Raw genomic sequence first — 23,729 nt, 5'->3', positions numbered from 1 at the left:
AGAACGCAATTGAATAGAAAGGCCGATGGATATGGAAGAAGTTTTTGCGATTCAACGCCGCCTCACTCGGGCAACGGCCGTCCTGGTGCTGGTCGTGAAGACCACTTCCGTGATGGCAGCCATGGCACTGGTGGTGGCGTTTACGCCCGTGGCGCAAGCGCTGGCGGCGACCCCGGGTGCTGCTGAGCCCTCCGCTCAGGCAGCCACGCCCGCACCACCCCTGCCGATGCCGCCCACACGGCTGATACCGCAACCCGAAGGCACACCGCTGCCGCCGCAGGACCCCACCATCGCCGACACCTGGCCGCCCGAGTTCAAGCAACTGATCGACAACATGATCACGTTGTTTCCGAAGAACATGGTCGATCCCGCCCCCAATGTTGAGGAAGTTCAGCGAAGGATGGGAATAACTCTTGTCGAACAGCAGCTCGAGAATTTCTGGGATCGACGGACTTGGCACAAGCGATTCGAGGTCCGTGGGACGCGTTATGTGGATCCTACCGAGCATTACTTTTCTCAAGTTTTTCGATCCTTCTATGGAATCTCAAGTCTCCAGGCCGAGAATGGCGAAAGAATACAGACATTGCGTCTGGAGATCGCCCCCAAGTTGAGTGGCTTTTGCCTTAATCCCTACGACCTGGCGGTTTATACCGGCTGGAGCTTTGTCAATGCAGACACTTCGCCACATGCCAATGTTCGCTATTGGCCCCCTGCCTATGTCTGGGGCATGTTCGCATGGAGTAACACCGGCCGGTACGGTGGGCCAGGCTCCTCCATTGCGATTGGAATAGACAAAGACGAAAGCACTCAGAAAACTATTCGTGTAGGTTGCGTATATTCATTAACGGTATTTGGTCGTTACCCCAAGGAGGAATGATTCATGACTAACATCAACGCAGAGATGTTCGTTGGTTTGAAAGGTGCCAACACCTCCCTCATCAACGAAGTTGTCAGAATACTGAATGATGCTCGCTTTACGCTGGCGGAGCCACTGCGGCAGATTCTTTCGCAAAAAACCTACGACTTGCGAATCGCCACGCCTGAAGACAAGTTGAGCCCCAGCGCGGGTGGGATGTTTGTGGACCCGATACGAGATTCGGCTGGCAATGTTATCAAGCGCGGCCAGATCGTCATCAGCCCGAACTATGTCTCCGAAAACCGTTCATTCAGCGCCATCAATCTCATTGATACCATAATTCATGAGGTTTTAGGTCATGGCAACAATAAAAATATTGAAACTCGACTTCAAGCATTTAATATTTTAAGAACTCCCAGCGACATTCTGACGTCGACGCAGCGCGGCGATCAATTCGTCCAGGCATGGCTCGACGATGAAACCAACGCACGCTATCAAGCCTACTTGGCACTGGATCAAATGGCGCAGCTCCAGATATCGGAGCCGGGGAAGATCAAGTTTTTTCTTCAGGGGAATCCGCTCTATGCGCAGTTCCAGCGTTTGGAGTCGGAAGCGGCAGCCAAGAACCTGACGGGGGACAATAAAACCGCTTTCATCATCGCAGGAGCACGCCCTGTAATGGGCGGCTACAACGCGCGCGAGTACGTCAAGCAGTACACGGGAATGGCCTTAGGCCAGCTCAGACTGCCTGCGGGCTCGCCAGAGGCCAAGGCATTCGAGGAACTTATTCAACGCTCTTACAACGTCATGGGATTTGCCCCTCGGGATTTCGTGATGCGCGACGATGGCTCCTTCAGTGGAAGCATTGTTTTCGACAATGGCAACAGGACGGATCTGATTTTTGACTCCTCGGGCAACCTTTTCAGGAGCACAGAAACAATCCCCGGCAATGCGGAAACGGGGCGGGCCACGATCATCAGTACCTATTCTCCTGGTTCAGACTATCCTGATCGAATCGAAGTGCAGGAGGTTGGCGCGAATGGGCAGGTTTCATCCATCTACGTCCAGGACGCTAACGGTAACTGGAGGCCTAGCTCCTGGACTCAGGACGGCCAGACCTACACCGGAGACGATTTGGGCACGTTCATCGCGAACCTCCAGAGCAATTCCGACGCAGCAGACCTGAGCAGCAGCGAATCCGCGACCTATGGCCGCTACGACCAGCAATTCGCCAACTCCGGGGGCGACAACGCCGCCGGTGTGAGTAACGCCAAGGACACCGGTGCATCCCTGGACACGCTGGCCAGACGCCTCGGAATGCCAGGGGTCAGCGATAAATGGGCGCCGAATGTCCTCGGAGCCGGAATTCCCTCCACGCTGATGCTGTCCAGCGGAATGGACGCAGCTGTCAGACAGGCATTGGGCATCTTGTCGCAAAGCCGCGTCAGCACATTGCGCCAGCAGACGCCCTCGTACTTCACGGTCCGTGTGCTTGGCTTTGGCAACATGCCTCCCCCACCTACATCGCCACCATCGCCGCCTCGCGGCATCTGCCAACCTTTCGCTGCCGCTGGTGCTCGATCTCGGCGACGACGGGCTTGAACTGACGGCACTGGACCGCAGCAACGCCACATTCGACGTCGATGCGAATGGCCAGGTCAAAACAGTGGGCTGGGTAGGACGCAAGGAAGGCATCCTCGTGTTCGACAAGAACGCCAATGGCGTTGTCGACGATGCCAGCGAATGGTTCGGTCAGCAGTTCGCTGCCTCGGGCACACCGCCGGCGAACCAGGACGGCTTCAAGGCCCTGGCCACGCTGGCCAACGCCGGAGCGACGTCCTTTTCGGCAACCACCTCCAAGATCAACCCAGCCACTGGCAAACGCTACTTCGACGAACTGCAAGTCTGGATCGATGCCGACCAGGACGGCAAGACCGATGCGGGCGAACTCCGCACCCTCGCAAGCCTGGGCATCACCTCCATTGATTTGAATCCTCAGGCAGTCAATCGCAACAACGACGGCAACGCCATCCTGAGCAAGGCGAGCTACACCACGGCCGACGGCAAGCGCCACACGATCAACGATGTGGGATTGGCCACGGAACTGACAACACTCACGGACGGCGTGCGGCCAGTATCGGCCGCCGCGCTGGCCTTCGCGGAGTATGCGGGCAAGGGCTACGCCGCGATGGCAGCTGGTCAGGCCAAGGCGACCGCCATCCTCGCAATGAGCCGCCAGGCCAACGAGCAGTCGGCGATCTCGGCACTGCAGCGCACGTTTGGGATACCCCCGGGTACACCGCCTCTCGGTTCGGCCATGATCGAGTACCGTATCAAGGCGAGCTGGTCCCAGCAGGCAGGCCTGGGCCCGACGGGGCTGAACGACAAGATCACGTATTACTTTGCTCCGCCGGGGAGCGATCTGACGAGGATCGACCCCGCATTCCGGCGCATCAATAGCGCTCCAGCGGATATCGTCAATGTGCTCAACGGCATTGCCTCGCTGCGCCAGGGAGAGATCAAAGCAGCGCAGGCCATCGAATGGGCCGGAAACAAGCAAGCCGAGGCGCAGCGCAAGGCGCAGGTGGCCAATGCCACGCAGACAAGCGGTGCACGAAATGATGCCTCCGCAGCCGCACGGGTCGTCGCCGAGGCCTGGGATAACTCCATCGTCAACTACCTGGACGTGAGGGACCAGATCGAGGCCATGACGGCCCGGCTGCCAGACATCCAGAACAAGCTCAACGAACTGGTGCCGCAGAACCTCAATGCCAACGGACATCTGCCCAATGGGTGGACCTTCTTGACGCGCGCGGATGCCACGATGGCAGCCGAGGCGTTCCGGGCGTACGCGGCGGCGTTGCAACCGATGGCAGAGCTGAAGATCCTCGGCGACCAGATGCTCGGTGCGATCGCGCAGTCCAACGGCTACTCCAAGGCCTACGTTGGCAAGGACGGTCAGACCACCACGGTGGACAACGGCTACAACCTGTTGATCGCCAACCGGGGCAACCAGACCTTCGTTCTCAACTCGGGCGTGGACAACGTCGCGGTGACCAACGTGTCCGGTCACATCACGGTCAGCGGCTTCCAGACAGGGGCCAAGGGTGATCAGATTCAGTTCATCAACAGGCGAAACCCGTGGGACTACATCACCGTCACTGAAGATGGCCGAGGAAACACAGTTTTGTACTTCAACGGCCAACCCAAGGTAACCTTGTTGGGAGTGGATGCGGCAAAACTTGATCTGTATGCCAATCTGACAGGAGTTAACAATGTCACATACCGAACGTCTCGAAGTGGCATGCGTAGCCTGCGCGGCGAGAACACATTCGACGGGCAAACACATGTCACCTCGATCACCGCGTCCGAGTACGGCGATACGTTGATCGGTGGCGATCGTGATACCGAGCTGCAGGGTGGAAGCGGCAACGATATCTTCGTTATGACCGGACTAGGCACACGCGTGAAGGGTATGGGAGGCAACGATACAGTGTCCTACGGTGAACTCAACGCTGGCGTTGACGTGAAGGGCAAGCGGGAATTGGCGTGGGGAGAGGACCTGACTCCCTTCTATATAGATACCATGGTTGACTCGATGGGCAGTCAGATCGAGGGTGTGAGGGATGTGATTGGCACGCGGTTCAATGACCGGATCACGACGAATGATCTTGACAATGTAATCAATGGCGGCGCGGGCAATGATGTCCTGGATGGCGGTGTTGGCAACGACACGTTGATCGGGGGCACCGGCAACGACACCTTTGTGGTAGACAGAGCGGGTGACGTGGTCACCGAACTGGTCAACGAGGGAACGGACTTGGTGCAAAGCGCCATCAGTTATTCGCTGGGCGCGAACGTCGAGAATCTAACCCTCACGGGTACCGCCGCCATCAACGGTACCGGCAATGCCCTCGACAACTTGATCATTGGCAACGCCACCAACAACACCCTGACCGGCGGTGGCGGTAACGACACTCTCATCGGAGGCGCCGGAACGGACACGTTGATCGGGGGGGCGGGCAACGACATCTATGTAATCGACGTCGCGGGCGACGTGGTCACCGAGCTTGTCAACGAAGGTACCGACTTGGTCCAGAGTGCCATCAGCTACACGCTCAGCGCCAACGTCGAGAATCTCCATTTGACCGGCACCGCGGCGATCAACGGCACGGGCAATGCGGCGAACAATGTTCTCTTCTCGGGCGCCGGCAACAACGTGCTCAATGGCCTCGGCGGAATCGATACGGCCTCCTATCAGTACGCGCTCTCCGGCGTGACGGCCAGCCTGGCCCTGACCACAGCACAAGCCACGGGCGGCTCCGGCAGCGACACGCTGCTGGAGATCGAGAACCTCACAGGCAGCGCGTTCAACGACAAATTGACAGGCAACGCGGCGGCCAACGTGCTCGATGGAGGGGCCGGCACGGACACGCTGATCGGCGGCGCAGGCAACGATGTCTATGTCGTCGATGTCGCCGACGACGTGGTCACCGAATTCGCCAACGAGGGCACCGATCTCGTCCAGAGCGCCATCACCTACACGCTCGGCGCCAACGTCGAGAATCTGACCTTGACGGGCGGCGCTGCGATCAACGGTACAGGCAACGCCCTGAACAACGTGCTCGTGGGCAACGCGGCGAACAACACGCTTGCCGGTGGGGCGGGCGACGATTCGCTCAACGGCGCAGCCGGCATCGACACCATGCTCGGCGGTGCCGGCAACGACACCTACTACGTCGACAACACCGGCGACACGGTCACGGAACTCGCCAACGAGGGAACCGACATCGTCTACGCCTACGTCAGCCACACGCTCGCCGCCAACGTGGAGAACATCCGCCTGCACACCACCGGCAACATCGACGCCACCGGCAATGCGCTGAACAACATCCTGTACGCGGGCGACGGCAACAACGTGCTGAATGGCGGCGACGGCATCGACACGGTGTCGTATGCCTATGCAGCCTCGGCCGTCACGGCCAGCCTGGCCATCACCACGGCTCAGGCCACCGGCGGCTCCGGCAGCGACACGATCCTCAACGTCGAAAGCCTCGTCGGCAGCAACTTCAACGACAAGCTCACCGGCAATGCCGCAGCCAACAGCCTGAACGGCGGTGCCGGCGCGGACACGATGATCGGCGGCCTGGGCAACGACGGCTACTACGTCGACAACATCGGCGACGTCGTGACCGAACTGGCCAACGAAGGCATCGACACCGTCTACAGCACGATCAGCTACACGCTGGGCGCCAACCTCGAGAACCTCTACATCAACACCACCGGTGCGGTGAATGCCACGGGCAATGCGCTCGCCAACGTGCTGTATGCCGGCGCGGGCAACAACGTGATCGACGGACTGGACGGCTCCGACACGGTGTCGTACGCCTATGCCGCCTCGGGCGTCACGGTCAGCCTCGCCAGTACCGCGGCGCAAGCCACCGGCGGCTCGGGCACCGATACGCTGCTCAACATCGAAAACCTGGTCGGCGGCAGCTACAACGACATCCTGATCGGCAACGCCGGTGCCAATGGCTTGACCGGCGGCGCGGGCAACGACACGCTCAACGGAGGCGCCGGCGCGGACACGCTGGCAGGCGGTGTCGGCAACGACACCTACGTGCTTGGCCGCGGCTACGGCATCGACACCATCACGGAGAACGATGCCACGGCGGGCAACACCGATGTGGCGCAGTTCGCCGCCGATATCGCCATCGATCAGCTCTGGTTCCAGAAGGTCGGCAACAACCTGGAAGTCAGCGTCATCGGCTCCACCGACAAGTTCACGCTGAGCAACTGGTATCTGGGCGACCAATACCAGGTCGAGCAGTTCAAGGCCGGTGGCAAGACCCTGTTGGACAGCCAGGTGCAGAACCTCGTGCAGGCGATGGCGGGATTCGCACCGCCGGCAGCCGGGCAAACGACCCTCCCGGCCAACTACCAGAGCAGCCTGGCACCGGTGCTGGCAGCCAACTGGCAGTGAGTGCGATGCCTGTGCACGCCGACCTCGTTCCGAGACAACCGCGATGAATGTGGTCCTGGTGCACGGCATCTTCGACGACGGCGCGATCTTCCGGCGCCTCGAGCGCAGCCTGCGCGACACCGGCCATCGCTGCTGGGTACCCGCGCTCAAGCCGGCGGATGGACGCCGCGGCATCCATGACCTTGCCTGCAAGCTGAAGGCCTACGTCGACGAGCAGCTCGGCCCGACCGAGCCGATCGCCATCGTGGGCTTCAGCATGGGCTGCATCGTCTCGCGCCACTACCTGCAGCTGCTCGACGGGCATTCGCGCTGCGAGGCCCTGTTCGCGGTCTCGGCGCCGCACCGGGGAACGCTGCTGGCCTACCTCTATCCGGGAAAGGGCGCCCGCGACATGCGGCCCGGCAGCCCGGTGCTCGAGGAGCTTCGGCGCACCGAGCATCGGCTCGCGCGGATGGCGGTGTTCGGGTACTGGACGTCTTTCGACGTGACGGTGTTCCCGGCCCGAAGCTCCCACTGGCCTCGTGCATCGAGCAGCCTCGATGCCCGGGCCCTGCTGCATCGGTTCATGCCGGGCAACGAACGCGTCTGCGCGGACATCGTCCAGCGGATGAGCACCCTGAACGCACCGCGCGCCTGAAACGCGTCGTTCAGGGCCGCAGCGTCTCCCGCACCAGCAACGGATCGCGCGCGATCTCCTCCTCGCGGAACGGAAAGCGCAGCCAGTCCTTGCGCGCATAGCGCAGCACCGGCGCGGCGCCCGCGCCATTCGTCACCGCGGTCTCGCGCTCGCCATGCGCGAGCAGCGTGCGGGCCTGCACGCCGCGTGCGTCGAAATGGACGATCTGCAGGTAGGTGTTGCCGTGCGAAAGCTCGCCCATCGTGTAGTCGCCGTCGCGCGCGCAGGCCACGGTGAAGTAGCCCTCGGCATCGCAGCCGCCGTAGAGCGGCACGGCGCGGCCCTCGCTGCGCGCGAAGCGTTGCGCGCCCAGCGGGGTGTCGAGCGGCCAGCCCCTGGCCGCCATGTCCTCGACCGCGCCCGCGAGCGCGCGCGCCACGCGCGGGTCCGACGCCCGGATGGCGTCCGGCGTCGTCAGCGGCGACCGCGGCGAGAACGGCGTGGCATAGAGCTCGGCCGGCGGGATCTTCTGCACGCGGGCCCAGAAGAAGTCCCACAGCAGCGCACCGCGGTCCTGCGCATCCGCGCGGTCGGACCAGCGGCGCAGCACCTCGCAGGCCGGCTGGATGTCGACCGAGCGCGCGGCGGCCACGGCCTGGCCCGGGGCGGTATCGCCGGCGCCGAGCGCCACGCTGCCGGCCGGGCAGATGCCGTCGAGCAACGGCGTCTTGAAACGCTCGGCGCTGTAGGCGCGCGCTTCGAGCACCTTGGCGGCCACGCGGTCCGCGAGGGAGCGGGCCGAGCGCGAGCCGGCGCCCGCCAGTTCGCCCGCGATGCCGAGGCCCTCGAGCGCGCGCAGCGACAGCGCCGCTTCGCCACCGCCGAGGTTGCTGGCGAAGCCCGTGAGCGGTTGCGCCGGATTGGCCAGCCAGTGGCTGTTGTTCATGTTGGCGACGAAATCCCGGCGCAGCAGGCCGGGCATGCGCGCGACGGGTGTCGCGCCCTGCTGGACGGCGGCGCCATCGCCTTGCCAATCGCAGACCGAGCGGCTGCCGTCGAGCACCGGCGTGGCCGCGTCGAAGGCCGCGAAGGCCTGCGACAGCGGCGTGGCGCAGGCGGCTCGCAACGCATCGGGCACGTTCGGCGCGGCGCCGATGTCGGCATACCAGGCACGGTCGTCGCCGCGCCCGATGGCCGCGGTGTTGACCCAGGGCATCGCGGCCTCCTCGCGCTGGATGGCGATGAACTCGTCGAGCGAGCGGGCCTGGTTCCAGCGGAAGAAGTTGCGGAAGATGCGGTGGTTGTCGGCATTGACGTCGCGCAGCGCGACCGCCTTGCGCGCGCTCCAGCCGAGCGCCGGGTGGCGCGCGCCGAGATCGGCCACCGGCCCGAAGCGGGTGCTGTAGAGGGTGCGGCGCTCGATGGCGGTCGAACCGTCGGGCCGCCGTACCTCGACGGCCAGCGGCCGCGCCCGCATCGGCTGCGAGACGCCATCGACCATGTAGCGCGTGGGATCGGCCGGGTCGAGCGTGAGGTCGAACAGGCCGAAGCGCCGCGCGGCCGACACGGTGTGGCTCCAGGCCACGTCGTTGTTGAAGCCGATCATCACCACCGGGATGCCGAGGAAGGACACGCCCGCCACGTCGAGCCGGCCCGGCAGCGTGAGGTGCGACTGGTAGAAGCGGTCGGGCCCGCCCCAGTACCAGTGCGGATTGCCGAACAGCACCCCGCCCCGCCCGCCGGTGGCCTGGCCGCCGAAGGCCAGCACGTTGCTGCCGACGCCGATAGCGTCGCCGACCGGGATGGCCAGGCGCGAGGACAGCGAGAGCCGGTCGGGCGACACGGGCGGCGCATCGGCCGCGGGCCGGGCCTTCACGATCTCGGCGAGGAAGGGGAGGTAGCCGCCCACGAGGGCCGCGGCCACCATCCGCCGGTAGACGTCGTCGGCGCCGATGGGCTGCACCCAGGGCGCATCGGCGCAGGCCGGCCTCGCGGCGCCCCGGGGCCGCGGCTTGTCCAGCGTCGCCAGGTAGCGGTTGTAGCCCTCGGCGTAGCCCGCGATCAGCGCATCGAGCGCCGCGGGCTGCTCGCGCTTGAGCGCCTCGATGGCCGGCGCATCGGCGAAGGCCTTGAAGAAGAAATCGAGGTCGAGGTTGGCGGGCGTGCCGAAGGTCGATCTCGTCGCGGGCTTGCTGTCGGGACCGAAATAGAACGAACGCTGGCCGCGGTAGGTGACGAAGGCATCGGCCAGCGTGCACAGGGCATCCTGTGCCTGTGCATAGCCTTGCCCGATGCCCAGGCCGCGCCAGTCCGATGCGCGCACGTGCGGCATGCCGTCGGCGGTGCGGCGGATGTCGATCGCGGAGGCGGACACGCGCTCGCGAACGGGCTCGCCGGGCTCGCGCGCGCCGGCGGGCGGGCCCGCCAGCAGCGCCAGCACGAACGCCATGCCCAGGGCACGCGTGGCGCGCGCCGTCGGTTGCCGGCCCGATGCCGCCGGGGCACCTGCCATCGAAGAAAAGATCACGCGCGACTCCGCCTGGTTGCGGCAACACAGCCCGATCGGTAGCCGAGGGCCGTTGCTCCTCCGGAAGACGGCGGTGGCGCCGCCTTGTTCACTGCAGCCCGGTGCGCGGGACGGTGGCGTCGTCGCCGCACGCGGGCCGCGACAGCGCCGCGCCGGCCAGTGCCCACAGCGTGAGGGCATCGTCGAGCGCGCGCACATGCAGCGGGTCCTCGCCGAGCCAGGTCACCAGCCTGTGGGCATGGGCGCGCGAAGGCTCGTCGTGCAGGCGGCTGAAGAGCGTCCAGGCAGTCGCGACGGCAGCTTCGGAACGCGTGAGAGAAGAGTTTTTCATCGTCGACTGCCTTGCGAATGTGCCGAAGCGTTGTCTGCGTCTTCGTACTGACGCACGACCCTGGCCTATGTTCATTCCGGGCCGCTCCGGGAAAGCAGGCGCTCACCCGGGCGCGCGGCGCGAAGGCCTCGGCCGCCCGGCGGCGCCTCGCGCCATCCCCCGCCGAGCGCCCGATAGAGCGCCACGCGCGCCTGCAGGCGCGACTGCAGCAGCTGCACCTGCTGGTCGCGTGCGCCGTAGAGCGTGCGCTGCGCATCGAGCAGCGCGAGCAGCGTCTCGGCACCGGCGCGGTAGCGCGACTCCGAGAGCTCGGCGGCACGGCGGGCCTGCAGCAGTTCCTCGGCCTGGATCTCGGCCTGGGCGTCGAGACCGGCCAGGCCGTTGAGGGCGGTCTCCGTGTCGGCGAAAGCGGCGGCGATGCTGCGGCGGTAGGCCTGCAGCAGTTCTTCGCGGCGCGCCTCGGCCAGCGCCTGCTCGCCGCGCAGCCGTCCACCATCGAAGACCGGTGCCGCGAGGCCCGCCACGAGGCCGTAGGCCGGGTTGTCGAACGGGTTGCCCGCGCCGCTGCCGCCGCGCCATCCGAGCGTGGCGCTCAACGACACGCTCGGCAGCAGCGCGGCGCGCGCGGCCTGCACGTTCGCATCGGCCGCCGCCAGGCGTGCCTCCGCGAAGGCGATGTCGGGCCGGCGTGCCAGCAGTTCGGACGGCAGGCCGGCGTCGATCGCGGGCACGCGCAGGGCCTCGAGGCGCGCGTCGCCGGCCGGCACCCCGCCCTGCGCCGACGACGGCAGGCCGAACAGCAGGGCCAGCGCCGTCTGGGCGTCGGCGGCCTGCTGCCCCAGCGCGAGAAGCTCGCGCTGGCGCGCCGCCACCAGCCCGCGCTGCTGCGCGAGCTCGAGCGGCGTGGCGGCACCGGCGGCATGGCGCGACGCCACGAGCCGCAGCACGCGCCGTGCGTTGTCGAGGTTGTCGCGCGCGATGGTTTCGCGCTCGCGCAGCGCCGCCCGCTGCAGCCATGCCGAGGCCACCTGGGCATTCAGTCCGAGGCGCGCGGCATCGCGGTCGAATTCGCTGGCGCGCAGCCCCTGCAGCGCCTCGCGCCGCGAGGCTTCGAGGCGGCCCCAGAGGTCGAGTTCGTAGCGTGCCGCGAAGCCCAGGAAGTTCGAGTCGCCGCCTTGGCCGCCGCGGCCGCCAAGGCGCGCGTCGCGGCTGGCATCGACGGTACCGGCCAGCGTGGGCAGCAAGGCCGCGCCCGCGATGCGCGCCTGCGCGCGGGCCGCCTGCACGCGCGCGGCCGAGATCTCGAGGTCATGGTTGCCGGCCTGCGCCCGTTCGATCAGCTCGTCGAGCTCGGCGCTGCCGAAGCCACGCCACCACTGCGCATCGGCGGCGCCGGCCTGCGCGGCGGCCGGCGCCGCGGAGCGCCACGCGGCGGGCAGGACCACCGCGCGGTCGGCGTCGGCCGGCGGCGTGGCGCATCCCGCCAGCAACAGGGCACCGAGCGCCAGCGGGAGCCACGGCGCGCGAGGGAACGGGGAAGTCAGCGGCATGGCGTCGGAAGGCTGGGGACGAAAAGGGCGCACGGTCGCTGCCTACTGGGATGCGAGGGCCACCACGGGATCGAGGCGGGCCGCGCTGCGCGCCGGCATGAAGCCGAAGACCAGGCCGGTCAGCACGGCGCAGCCGAAGGCGCCGAGCGTGGCGGCGAGCGAGAACACCACGGGCACGCTCGCGAGCATCAGGCCCGCGACGATCAGCAGCCCGGCCACCACGCCGACGGTGCCGCCCACCGAGGTGACCAGCACGGCCTCGGTCATGAACTGGCGCAGGATGTCGGTCTGGCGCGCGCCGGTCGCCATGCGGATGCCGACCTCGCGCGTGCGCTCGCGCACCGTCATCAGCATCACGTTCATCACGCCGATGCCGCCGACCACCAGCGAGATCGCGGCGATCAGGCCGAGCATCACGGTCATGGCGCGCGCGGTGGCCGACTGCACGCGGATCGCCTCGACGCGGTTCCACACGCGCACGTCGCGCACGCGGCGGCGCTCGGCGAGCGCCGTCTCGATCGCCTCGGCGGTCTGCGTGGCCTGCTCGAGGTCGCGCACCTGCACGCCGATCCAGGTCGGGTTGCGGTGGCCGAACAGCCGCGCGGCGGCCGAGGAGAACGGCACGATGACGCGTTCGTCCTGGTCCTCGCCGTCGGTGGAGCCCTTGGCCGCGAGCACGCCCACGACCTGGAACGGCACCTTGTCGATCAGGATGTCCTGCCCGACCGGATCGCTGCCGTCGGCGAACAGCGCACGGCGCACGGTCTGGCCGATCACCGCCACCTTGGCCACGCGCCGCTCGTCGAGCGCGTCGAACATCTGGCCCTCGCTCACGCCCCAGCCGAGCACGCGCGCGAAGCCCGGCGTGGTGCCGCCGCCCTCGGTGGCATGGTCGACGTTGCCGCGGCGCGCGACCACGCGGTCCTCGATGTAGGGCGCGACGTCCTCGACGTTGGGCACGCCGGCCACGATCTCGGCATCCTCGAAGGTCAGCGGCGCCACGGGCGAGCGCACGCTGCCCTCGCGCGCGGCGAGGAACATGGTGCGCACGCCGAAGGTCTCGAACTGCGCCATGACCTGCCGCTGCGAGCCGCCACCGACCGCGAGCATCGCGATCACCGAGGCCACGCCGATCACGATGCCCAGCAGCGTGAGCCCGGTGCGGAAGCGATGGGCCCACATCACGCGCCAGGCGGCGCGCGCGGCCTCGTGCAGGTCGGCGGCGAGCGAGGCCTGCGAGCGCGGGCCCGCGCGCCTCGAGGCGGCGGCATGCGCCGGCGGCGGCGCATCGGTCGCGACGGCGCCGGAATCCGCCACGATCTCGCCGTCGCGGATCTCGATCACGCGCCGTGCCTGCGCCGCGACCTGCCGGTCGTGGGTGATCAGGATGACGGTGTGGCCCGCGTCCGCGAGTTCGCGCAGGAGCGTCATGACCTCGGCGCCGCTGCGGCTGTCGAGGGCCCCCGTGGGTTCGTCGGCCAGCAGGATGCGCCCGCCGTTCATCAGCGCGCGCGCGATCGCCACGCGCTGCTGCTGGCCGCCCGAGAGCTGGTTCGGCCGATGGTCGAGCCGCGCGCCCATGTCCAGCCGCCGCAGCAGCGCGGTGGCGCGTTCGCGGCGCTCGGCCTCGGGCATGCCGGCGTACAGGGCCGGGATTTCGACGTTCTCGCGCGCCGACTCGGTCGGCACCAGGTGATAGCCCTGGAACACGAAGCCGAAGGCCTCGCGGCGCAGCCAGGCCAGCGCGTCGGCATCGAAGCCGGCCACGTCCTCGCCCTCGAACAGGTAGCGGCCGCCGCTGGGCCGGTCGAGGCAGCCCAGGATGTGCATCAGCGTGGACTTGCCCGAGCCCGAGGCACCGACGATCGCGACGAACTCGCCGGCATGGATGTCCAGCGAGATGCCGCGCAGCACCTGTGTGGCGGGACTGTCGGGGTCGCCCTCGCGGCCGTAGGACTTGCGGATGTCCCGCAGCGAGATCAGCGCCGCCGCGCTCACGGCTTGGGCGCCCCCGGCACCAGCGCGCCGACCACGACGCGGTCGCCGGGCACCAGGCCCTCGAGCACCTGCGCGCTCACGCGGTTGCGCACGCCGATGCGGATCGCCCGGGTCTCGATCGAGCCGTCGGCGCGCAGCAGCCGCACCGAGGGCCGGTCCGCGGCGCCCGCCCCTGCCGGCAGCAGCGCCGCCGCGGGCACCGCGACGACGTCCTTCGCCGAAGCCTCGACGAAGGCGACCTGCGCGGTCATCTGCGGCATCAGTTCGCCGTCGGCGTTGTCGACGTCGAACAGCGCGGTGTAGACCACCACCTTGCTCGGCGCGCCGGTCGGCGTGGCGCCGCTCTCCGTGCTGCCGGTCTTCGAGGCGGGCGTGGGCGGCGCGGGCAGCAGCTGGCGCACGGTGCCGCTCCAGCGGCGCTGGTCGGCGGCGCCGAGCGTCGTGAAGTAGACCGCCATGCCGGGCTTGACGCGCCGCACGTCGGCCTCCGAGACCTCGGACCAGACGGTCATCGAGGACAGGTCGGCGATGCGCAGCACGTTCGGCGTCTGGTAGGTGGCATTGAGGGTCTGGCCTTCGCGCGCGTCGACCGAGACCACGGTGCCGGCCATGGGCGCGAAGATGCGCGTGTAGCCCAGGCGCGCCTCGTCGGCCTGCAGCGTGGCCTGGGTCTGGGCGATCTGCGCGGCGAGGTTGTCGATGCGCGCCGCGGCCGAGGCCAGCGTCGCCTCGGCCGATTGCACGTCCTCCTCGCGGGTCGCGTTGTCGGCGGCCATCCTGCGCTGCCGCGCATGCTGCTGCCCGGCCCAGCGGTGCTGGGCGCGCTGGTCGGCGAGTTGCGCGCGCAGGCCCGCGAGCGAGGCGCGCCCGGCATCGACCGTCGCGCGCTGCACGCTCGGATCGATCTCCACCAGCAGTTGCCCCTTCTGCACCCGGTCGCCGGGCTGTACCGCCAGCCGCAGGATCTGTCCCGAGACCTGGGCGCCGACATCGACGTAGCGCCGCGGCTGCAGCGTGCCGACGGCGGTCACGCTCGATTCGATGTCCGCGCGCGCGATCGCGACCGAGGCCGCGGGCGCCGCGGGCCGGCTCGTCCAGAGATAGCCGGCCCCGACGGTGGCCGAGACAAACACGAGGAACAGGGGAAGGACGAATCTGCGCATGGAGGAGGAACGGGGCATTCGGCGGAAGCGGGCGATGGAGGACGTCGCTCGCGCCCGGCGCGCGGGACACCGGGGGAAAAAGGCGGCGCACATGGCGGGACGCGGACCGGCGCCGGCCGCGCATGACCGCACGGGACGACGGTCCGCGCCGCCGCGCCGGCGGCGACGCGGGCCCGGTGCCTAGAGCTGCGCCACCCGGACGTCCTCGCGCGCCGCGCTGCGCATGCGCGGCAGCGCGGCGAGCAGCGCGTTGCCGATCTCGCCGGTGCGCACGGAGGTCACCGACAGCAGCGTGTCGCTGATGCCATGGCTGTCCTCGCAGGCGCCCTGCAGGAAGATGCCCGGCTGGAAATCGGGCGTGGCCTCGAGGCGGTAGTGGCGGTCGACCGAGAAGTCGCCGAGGTACGGCGCCAGCGGCTGCAGCAGACCCTTGTGCTGCTCGCGTTCGTAGCCGGTGGCGAGCACCACGGCGTCGTAGCGCACCGTGCTTTCCACGCCCGCGTCCTGGTCGCGCAGCTGCAGGTGGATGCCGTCGGCCGAGGCGCGCGCCGCGCGCACCTCGTGCTGGCGCAGCATGCGCAGGCGCTCGCCGCGCGCCACCTTCTGGTCGTAGAAGACCTTGTAGATCTGCTGGATCAGGTCGAGGTCGGCCACCGCGTAGTTGGTCTGCGCGACTTCCTCGAGCAGCGCGGCGCGCTCCTCGCTCGGGCGGCTGTAGACATAGTCGGTGAAATCGACGTTGAAGACCTCGTTGACGAACGGACTGTCGTCCGACGGCCGGATCGAGCGGGCCCGCATCACGAAGTCGACCCGCGGCGCGCCCGGGCGGCCCTGCAGGTCCATGAAGATCTCGGCCGCGCTCTGGCCCGCGCCGACGATCGCGATGCGCCGGCCCGCGCCGCCATCGAGCACCTTGGCGATGTCGCGCAGGTAGCCGCTCGAATGCAGCACGCGCCCGTCGCCGCGCAGCGGCCGGAAGCACTCGGGAATGCGCGGCGTGCCGCCGATGCTCACCACCAGGTTGCGCGCGAGCCGCTCCTGCACGCCGCCGCCCTCGCGCCGCGAGCGCACGCGCAGCAGCGGCACTTCGGCGCCCTGCTTCTCGGGCAGCACCTCGAACACCTCCTCGCCGTAGGCGCAGGCATCGTCGAACTGGCGCGCGGCCCAGCCCAGGTAGTCGTTGAACTCGTGGCGGCTCGGGAAGAAGCTCTTGAGGTTGATGAAGTCGGGCAGGCGCCCGCTCTCGTGCAGGTAGTTGATGAAGGTGAAGCGGCTGGTGGGATTGCGCAGCGTCGCGAGGTCCTTGAGGAACGAGATCTGCATGTGGGCCTGCTCCAGCAGCATGTGCGGATGCCAGGCGAAGCTGGGCTGCCGCTCGATGAACAGCGCGTCCGCCGGCCGGCCGCCATGGCGCTTCTCCTCGAGCGCGATCGCCAGCGCGATGTTCGACGGGCCGAATCCGACGCCGATCAGGTCATGGATGTGCTGCATGAATCTCAACTCCTGTCTGTTGGGTGTGGGCGTGCGCGGGCCGCGCCTCAGGCCGCGAGGCTGCCGGGCGCGCGCGGTCCTCGGCGATGCGTCCCGCGCGCATCGTGATGACGCGGTCGGCGACGTGGAAGTAGCGGTCGTCGTGCGAGATGACCACCAGCATGTGGCCCTTGGCGCGCAGTTCGGGCAGCAGCTCGGTGTAGAAGAGATGACGGAAGGCCGGGTCCTGGTCGGCCGCCCACTCGTCGAACACCAGCACCGGTCGGCCCTCGAGGTAGGCATGCACCAGCGCGAGCCGCTTGCGCTGGCCGGTCGAGAGGTCGACGGTGCTGAAGGCGCCGTCCTTCACGCTCACCTTGTGCGCGATCTCCAGCCGCTGCAGGTAGGGCAGCGCCGCCTGCGGCAGCGCGTGCGCGGCGGCCTCGCCCTTCTCGCGCGACACCAGGTCCTCGAACAGGTAGAAATCGGAGAACACGGTGGTGAAGAGCTGGCGGTAGTCGTCGCGCGACTGCGGCGTGACGGCGGCGCCGTCGAGCAGCACCTCGCCCTGCTGCGGCGCGTACAGGCCCAGCAGCAGCTTGATCAGCGTGGTCTTGCCCGAGCCGTTGTCGCCCACCACGAAGACCATCTCGCCGCGGCGCAGCTCGAGGTCGATCGGGCCGAGCACGAACGGCGCCTCGCCCTCGGGCGCGTCGAAGGCATAGCGCACGCCGCGCATGCCGATGCCCTGCGCCATCGCGGCGCCGCCGCCGGCGCGCTCCAGGTGCAGATGCGGCTCGGGCGTGGCGAAGCGCGCGGACAGGTCGGCGATGCGCTTGAAAGCGACCTTGGCGCGCCCGACGTTCGGCAGCGTGCCCGCGATGATGTCGATCGGCCCCTTGATGAACAGCAGCACCAGCACGAAGCCGCTGAGCACCGCGGGCTCGGTGCTGCGGAACGCGGCCCAGCCGAGGATCAGCGCGATCAGCAGGAAGAACAGCGCCGAGCCGAAGGCGGTGGCCATGACGTGGATGTTGATCGCGCGGCCGTTGACGCGGCGGATGTCGTCGACGATGCGCTCGATCTGGCCGCCGAAGATGCCGACGCGGCGCTCGCGGTGCATGCGCAGTTCCTTGGCGCCCTCGCTGATCTGGCGATAGGCCTTGTGCAACTGGTCCTCGTGCTCGCGCGCCTTCCAGAAGCCGGCCTCGGCGCGGGTCTGGGCCACGATCTGCGCCGTCGCGCCGAGCACCAGCGCCACCATCAGCAGGCAGAACAGCGGCAGCGACAGCACCGCCAGGTAGGTCAGGCAGCCGAGCGCGACCGCCAGCGCGATCAGCGTGGACGAGAGCACGAAGGCCGCGTCGCTGATCATGTCGACGTCCTGCGACAGCACCGGCATCAGGCGATGGGTGCGGTAGCGCTCGAGCGCGTCGATCGGCGCGGCGAGGATCTTCTGCGCCAGGCTCTTGCGCACCTGCGCCACCAGCCGCTGGCCGACGAAGTTGGTCGACACGTCGGAGGCCATGCGCCCGAACAGCGCGACCAGGCACAGGCCGATGAAGGTGAACAGCAGGCCCCCGGCCATGCCGCCCTGCTGGTTGAGCACCTCGTTGATGGTGCGCAGCAGGAACACGGTGGCCACGCCGGCGCACACGCCGGTGATCGCGGACAGCGCGATCCAGGGCAGGAAGGGTCGCAGCAGGCGCAGGGCCTCGGAGCGGTGGCCGCCAGGGGATGTCATTCGAAGACTCTTTCCGCCACGAGGGGCGATTGCACGGCCCCGCAGGGCACGGATTGCCGGCGGCACGACGCCGCTTGCGGGGTAGACGCGCCAGCGGCGCCGATGTTCATCGCGCAGCCGGCGATGAACATGCGGCGTGGCCGAACGTCCTTGCGTGATGTACCGCCCCATCCGTTGCCCGTGTCGCGGGCGAGCCCAACCATGCTCGCGCTGCTGAAGCCGTTCTTCCAGGGCCAGTTCGCGCCGATGGGCGAACGCCTCCAGTGCGCGGACGCGATCCCGCCCGGTGCACTGCGGGTCGACAGCCTGCTGCACGGCGACGTGCTGCGCGCCCTGATGCAGCGCCAGGCCGCGGTGCGGCAGGTGGCCGGCCCCGACCTGCGCGCGGTCGCCTCGGCCTGGGTGCTGGACTACCTGGGCGCGCTGCTGCCGCCGGTGGTGGCCGCGGCCACGGTGGTGCAGCACGTGTTCCCGATGGATGCCGCCGAGGTCTGGGTGCGGCTCGACGCCGGCGGCGGTCCGATCGACTTCCACCTGCGCGAGATCGGCATGCCGCTGCCCGGCGCCGATACCGCGCAACGCTACGAGGCCCTGCTGTGGCGGCACCTGCATCCGCTGTTCGAAGCGCTCTGCGCGCTCACGAAGGTGGCGCCGAAGATCCTCTGGGGCGACGTGGCGCGCGTGCTCGAGCCGATCCTTGCGCAGGCCCATGCGCTGACCGGCGGCATGGCCCGCGTCGCCGAGGACCGCGAGCACCTGCTGTGCGCCACCCGCTGGCCACGCGCCCCGGAGAGCCTGCAGGGCGCGAACCCCATGCACGGGCGGCAGCGCGTGCTGCCGCGCCCGGCGGGCGATCCCCGCCCACCGCTGCGGCTGCACCGGCAATGCTGCCTCTACCACCTGCTGCCCGGCGAGGAGCACTGCGGGGCCTGCCCGCTCGCGCCGCGGCATCGCGAGGCCGGCGCCGCCGAGGCGTGAACAGATCGCACGCCCCCGCGTCTCTTCACGAAGGTACCGGCGGCGGCCCGCCTGCGAGCGGTCGCCGCCGGCGTTCGTCCATCCCAACCCGCACACATCCATGCCCAAGGCAAAGCTCGTCTACGTTCTTTCGCTGAGAAACGGCGCCGCCGACAAGGCCGGCCAGCACATCGCCTACCAGGGCGGCCAGCGCTACATGAAATCGCCGCTCGAGTACCTGGCCCACGCGCTCGAGCACACGCCGCTGGGCGAGCAGTATTCGCTCGAGGGCATCGTCTACGACGACGACGAGCAGTCGCCGCGCGACCAGGCGGCCCTGCGGGACTACGGCTTCGCCTGGCATCCCGACAAGGCGTGGATCTTCCCGGCCGAACAGCGCGTGCAGGGACGGCTGCTGCGCGAGATGCTGCACGCGGTGCCGTCGACCTACAGGCGGCTGCCGCTCGATGCCGCCGAGCGGCCGGCCGCGAAGAGCGCCTACGAGCGCACGCTGCTCGACAAGCTGCTCACGCTGCAGGCCGACATCGTCGTGCTCGACGGCCTGCTGATCATCCTCGACGAGCTGGTGCGGCCCGGCGCGCATTTCCATCGGCGCATGGTCAACATCCATCCGGGCATCACGCGCATCGAGTCGCCCTACGAGCGCCGCGGCGCGCACGCCACGCTCGACGCGCTGCACGGCGCGCAGGGCCTGCGGGTGAGCGACTGGCACACGATGGCGAAAGTGCCCGCGCCACGAGTGACGAAGACCGGTGCGTCGCTGCACTACGTGGACAACGGCATCGACTCGGGCGAAGTGATCTTCGACGTGCTCGGCACCGACATCGGGCCCGGCGATTCGATCCTCGAGCTGCGCTGGAACAACTTCAACCTGAGCCTCTTCCCCGCGCTGCACCAGGGCCTCGAGTTGCTCGCGCCGCACGTCAGGCGCGGCGCATAAATACGAAAGAACTATTTCGCCACCCGGTTGCAGAAAAAGCGCATGCCTCGAGGAACACCTGTTGTAACCATGTCACACAAATAAGAACCATTCTCACTAAAATCCGGCCGGCTCAACAATGAAGAGAACTTTCATGCGCAACCTTCCCCTGCCCCGCCAACGCCTGCTGAATGCCTCGCTCGTGGCGGCCTTCGGAACCGCCACCGCGCTGTGGGGGCTCTGCGCCGCGGCACAGACCGCCGACGCGCCGCCGGCCGGCACGGCCCCCGTCACCGGCCAGAGCGGCCAGACGCTGCCGCCGGTGACCGTCAACTCCGAAACCGAGTCCTCGGCCACCAGCCGCGTGAACGGCTACGTGGCCAAGCGCAGCGCCACCGGCACCAAGACCGACACGCCGATCATCGAGACGCCGCAGTCGATCTCGGTGGTGACGGCCGATCGCATCAGCTCGCTCGGCGTGACGCGCCTGTCCGACGCGCTCGCGTACACCGCGGGCGTGAAGATGCTCGACGGCCTCGACAGCCGCTTCGACTGGCTCACGCTGCGCGGCTTCGACGCCTACTCGCCGGGCTTCTATCTCGACGGCATGCAGGTGCGCAACAACTCCAACTACGCGGTGTGGCGCCTCGAGGGCTACGGCGCCGAGCGCATCGAGGTGCTGCGCGGCCCCTCGTCCGTGCTGTACGGCCAGACCGGTCCCGGCGGCATGATCAACGTGGTGAGCAAGCGCCCGACCGAGGAGCGGCTGCGCGAGATCCAGGTCCAGGTCGGCAACCATTCGCAGAAACAGATCGCGGCCGACTTCTCGGGCCCGATCGACGCCGAGGGCAAGCTTCTCTACCGCCTCACCGCGCTCGGCCTGGACAGCAACACGCAGGTCAACTACGCGGCCGACAAGCGCCAGTACTTCGCGCCCTCGCTCACCTGGCGGCCCTCGAGCGACACCTCGATCACGCTGATGGCGCACTACACGAACTACAAAGTCGGCAACACCTACGGCTTCCTGCCCCCGCAAGCCTCGCTGCTGGCCTCGCCCAACGGCCGCATCGCGACCTCGACCTTCCTCGGCGAACCCGACTTCGACCGCTTCAACCAGAAGCAGTGGGACGTCGGCTACCAGCTCGAATCGCGGCTGAACGACACGATCACCATCCGCCAGAGCGCGCGCTACGGCAAGATCAAGACCGACTACCGCCAGATCTACGGCGGCGGCTTCGCCACCCTCGATCCCGAGAACCCGTTCAGCCCGCTGAACTACCGCGTGGTCAACCGCCAGCTGTTCGCCAGCAGCCCCGAGCAGGGCGACCTCTTCACCATGGACAACCAGATCCAGGCCAAGCTGAAAGCGGGCTCCTGGCAGCACACGCTGCTGGCCGGCCTCGACCACCAGCGCAGCAGCTTCGACACGGTCCAGTACTACGGCGCCGGCCCGCAGCTGGACGTCTTCGCGCCGGTCTACGGCGCGCCCTTCGAGCTGCCCGCCACGCCGAGCACCAACTCGTACGTGCGCCTGGTGCAGACCGGCTTCTACCTGCAGGACCAGATCAAGTGGGGCGATCGCTGGGTCGCCACCCTGGGTGGCCGCTGGGACCGCGCGAGCGTCTTCAGCATCAACCGGCTCGACGACAACAGCACCTCCTACCAGGTCGACCGCAAGTTCACCGGGCGCGCCGGCCTGGTCTATCTCGCACCCAACGGCATCGCGCCGTACGTGAGCTATTCCGAGTCGTTCTCGCCCTCGACCTTCATCAACCCCGACACCAAGAAGCCGTTCCAGCCCGAGACCGGCAAGCAGTACGAGGTCGGCGTGCGCTACCAGCCCACGGGCACCAAGAGCAGCTACAGCGCCGCCCTGTTCGACCTGCGGCGCAAGAACATCGTGACCTTCGACTCCGACTTCGTGCCGCGCCAGACCGGCGAGGTGCGCGTGCGCGGCCTCGAGCTCGAGGCCACCTTCGAGCCGGTGAAGAACCTCAACCTGGTCGCTGCCTACACCTACACGCCCTCGGCCAAGATCACGGCGGACGCGAACCCCGAGAAGATCGGCAGGCAGCTCATCGCCACGCCGCGCAACCAGATCGCGATCTGGGGCGACTACCGCTTCGGCAACGGCGTGAAGACCGGCCTGGGCGTGCGCTTCGTCGGCTCGACCTGGGGCGCCAACAGTTCCTCGATCGCGAAGATCCCCTCCTACACCGTGGTCGATGCGATGGTGGGCTACGACTTCGAGAACTGGAGCCTCGCGCTCAACGTGCGCAACCTGACCGACAAGATCTACGTGGGCCGCAGCTGCGACCAGTACAGCTGCGGCTACGGCGAGCGCCGCAAGGTGGTGGGCACCGCGACCTATCGCTGGTAGGCACCCGCGCCGCGAGGCGCACTCCACGCAAGAAGAGCGGGACCTTCGGCAACGAAGGTCCCGCTCTTCCTTTTGGGAAAGGTCGCCGCTCGCGGCAACCTGGTCGGGCGGGGACGCGGCAGGCGGACGCGCCCGCCGCGCCCCGGCTTCAGGCGCTCGCTTCCCGCGCGAGCAACCTCGACAGCGCCTGCAGCAGCGGTTCGCTCTCCACGATCCGGATGTGGTCGGCATCGACATAGCCGTGCGCGACCGACGCGCCGAGCTGCCGGCCCAGCCCCTGCACCTGCGCCTGGGGCCGGTCCTTCACCCACCAGCAGTGCGCGGCGGCGGCCACCGCGTCCACCGGTCCGCGCGAGCGCCGCGCCGTCTCGGCGAGGGCGCGGCTGGTGACGTACAGGCGCACCAACTCGCCGGCCGTCACGCCTTCGTGGGCGCCGAGGCCCGTCGCGCGGCCCTGCGCCATCTGCGCCTGCATCCAGTCGCGCAGCGCCTCCTCGGCCTGCATCGGGTCGGCGATGCCCTCGGGCAGCACGCAGCCCGCATCGAGCCGCACGCCGATCGATTCGAGGAAGACCGGGAATTCGCCGCGCCAGGGCTTGGGCGCCTCGTGCTCGCCATCGAGCGAGACATAGGAATCGACCAGTCCGAGGAAACGCACCTCCTGGCCCAGGGCCTCGAGCCTCGCCGCCATGCGCGCGGCCAGCGTGCCGCCGAGCGACCAGCCGAGCAGGTGATAGGGCCCCGCTGGCTGGCGCTCGCGGACCATCGCGACGTAATCCTGCGCCATGCGGTCCAGCGACTCGTCGCGGTGCGCGGGATCGGCCAGCGTGCGGCAGGCCAGGCCGAGGACCGGGCGCACGCCGTCGAGCCGGCGCGCGATCGGCAGGTAGCCGAGCACGGTGCCGAAGCCCGGATGAATGCAGAACAGCGGCGGCACCTCGTCCACGGCCCTGTTCAGCGGCGTGAGCGCCGAAACGCCCGGCGCGCTCTCCACGAGGCCGCCGATCGTCGGCCGCGCCATCAGCCGCTGGAGATCGAGGCCCAGGTCCGGCAGGCGCCGGCGCACCAGCTCGAGCAGGCGCAGCGCGAGCAGCGAATGCCCGCCGAGCTCGAAGAAGTTGTCGTTGCGTCCCACGCGCTGCACGCCCAGCACCTCCGCCCAGATACCCGCCAGCGCCTGCTCCACCTCCCCCTCGGGCGCCTCGTACGCCCGC

General features: G+C 68.4%; 15 protein-coding genes. 7 read left to right on the top strand and 8 right to left on the bottom strand.

Features of this window, described 5'->3' with window-relative positions; translation table 11 throughout:
- Nucleotides 1–25: 25 nt before the first annotated feature.
- Genes KV106_RS29225 through KV106_RS29210 form a run of 4 tightly spaced genes read left to right on the top strand, consistent with a single transcriptional unit; the run spans nucleotide 26 to nucleotide 7,476 of the window.
- The gene (locus KV106_RS29225; protein ID WP_261214340.1) at nucleotides 26–877 is read left to right on the top strand and encodes a hypothetical protein; all 852 of its coding nucleotides are present in this window, start codon (nucleotides 26–28) and stop codon (nucleotides 875–877) included.
- 3 nt (nucleotides 878–880) lie between these two features.
- A complete protein-coding gene (locus tag KV106_RS29220; protein ID WP_261214338.1) occupies nucleotides 881–2,458 on the top strand; it encodes a hypothetical protein in 1,578 nt (525 codons plus the stop codon).
- A complete protein-coding gene (locus tag KV106_RS29215) occupies nucleotides 2,430–6,839 on the top strand; it encodes a calcium-binding protein (protein WP_261214336.1) in 4,410 nt (1,469 codons plus the stop codon). The genes KV106_RS29220 and KV106_RS29215 overlap by 29 nt, the downstream gene beginning before the upstream one ends.
- A gap of 43 nt (nucleotides 6,840–6,882) precedes the next feature.
- Entirely contained in the window at nucleotides 6,883–7,476 is a 594-nt protein-coding gene (locus KV106_RS29210) for an esterase/lipase family protein (RefSeq protein WP_261214334.1), read from the top strand.
- 10 nt (nucleotides 7,477–7,486) lie between these two features.
- Here the strand turns inward: KV106_RS29210 and KV106_RS29205 are convergent, their stop codons facing one another.
- The 7 genes from KV106_RS29205 to KV106_RS29175 form a co-directional block, all read right to left on the bottom strand.
- A complete protein-coding gene (locus KV106_RS29205) occupies nucleotides 7,487–9,982 on the bottom strand; it encodes a penicillin acylase family protein (protein ID WP_261214332.1) in 2,496 nt (831 codons plus the stop codon).
- Between the two features lie 88 nt (nucleotides 9,983–10,070).
- Nucleotides 10,071–10,313, bottom strand: a complete 243-nt coding sequence (locus KV106_RS29200; RefSeq protein WP_057596710.1) for a hypothetical protein — start codon at nucleotides 10,311–10,313, stop codon at nucleotides 10,071–10,073.
- A 71-nt stretch (nucleotides 10,314–10,384) separates the two neighbouring features.
- Nucleotides 10,385–11,863, bottom strand: a complete 1,479-nt coding sequence (locus tag KV106_RS29195; RefSeq protein WP_261214330.1) for an efflux transporter outer membrane subunit — start codon at nucleotides 11,861–11,863, stop codon at nucleotides 10,385–10,387.
- 42 nt (nucleotides 11,864–11,905) lie between these two features.
- Complete coding sequence (locus tag KV106_RS29190; protein WP_261214328.1) at nucleotides 11,906–13,861, bottom strand: MacB family efflux pump subunit; 1,956 nt, start codon at nucleotides 13,859–13,861, stop codon at nucleotides 11,906–11,908.
- Nucleotides 13,858–15,024, bottom strand: a complete 1,167-nt coding sequence (locus tag KV106_RS29185) for an efflux RND transporter periplasmic adaptor subunit (protein ID WP_314733654.1) — start codon at nucleotides 15,022–15,024, stop codon at nucleotides 13,858–13,860. The genes KV106_RS29190 and KV106_RS29185 overlap by 4 nt, the downstream gene beginning before the upstream one ends.
- 180 nt (nucleotides 15,025–15,204) lie before the next feature.
- Nucleotides 15,205–16,515 (bottom strand): lysine N(6)-hydroxylase/L-ornithine N(5)-oxygenase family protein, encoded by a 1,311-nt coding sequence (locus KV106_RS29180; protein WP_057596706.1) that lies wholly within the window; start codon nucleotides 16,513–16,515, stop codon nucleotides 15,205–15,207.
- Nucleotides 16,499–18,238: a cyclic peptide export ABC transporter gene (locus KV106_RS29175; RefSeq protein WP_261214325.1), complete on the bottom strand. Its 1,740-nt coding sequence runs from the start codon at nucleotides 18,236–18,238 to the stop codon at nucleotides 16,499–16,501. The genes KV106_RS29180 and KV106_RS29175 overlap by 17 nt, the downstream gene beginning before the upstream one ends.
- 201 nt (nucleotides 18,239–18,439) lie before the next feature.
- Here KV106_RS29175 and fhuF point away from each other — a divergent pair, with 201 nt between their 5' ends.
- The 3 genes from fhuF (at nucleotide 18,440) to KV106_RS29160 (ending at nucleotide 22,515) form a co-directional block, all read left to right on the top strand.
- Nucleotides 18,440–19,216 carry a siderophore-iron reductase FhuF gene (gene fhuF / locus KV106_RS29170; protein WP_261214323.1) on the top strand — a complete coding sequence of 259 codons (777 nt, stop codon included), beginning with the start codon at nucleotides 18,440–18,442 and terminating at the stop codon, nucleotides 19,214–19,216.
- Nucleotides 19,217–19,316: 100 nt separating this feature from the next.
- Nucleotides 19,317–20,156, top strand: coding sequence for a formyltransferase family protein (locus tag KV106_RS29165; RefSeq protein WP_261214322.1), 840 nt, complete (start codon nucleotides 19,317–19,319; stop codon nucleotides 20,154–20,156).
- Between the two features lie 133 nt (nucleotides 20,157–20,289).
- A complete protein-coding gene (locus KV106_RS29160; RefSeq protein WP_261214320.1) occupies nucleotides 20,290–22,515 on the top strand; it encodes a TonB-dependent siderophore receptor in 2,226 nt (741 codons plus the stop codon).
- A gap of 148 nt (nucleotides 22,516–22,663) precedes the next feature.
- Here KV106_RS29160 and KV106_RS29155 read toward each other — a convergent pair.
- On the bottom strand, nucleotides 22,664–23,729 hold a 1,066-nt coding region (locus KV106_RS29155; protein WP_261214319.1), incomplete at its 5' end, for an alpha/beta fold hydrolase.

The sequence above is a fragment of the Variovorax endophyticus genome, from assembly GCF_025376855.1.
GTDB lineage: Bacteria > Pseudomonadota > Gammaproteobacteria > Burkholderiales > Burkholderiaceae_C > Variovorax.
Note: the sequence above shows the minus strand (reverse complement) of the source record. Positions and strands in the feature narration are given on the sequence as shown.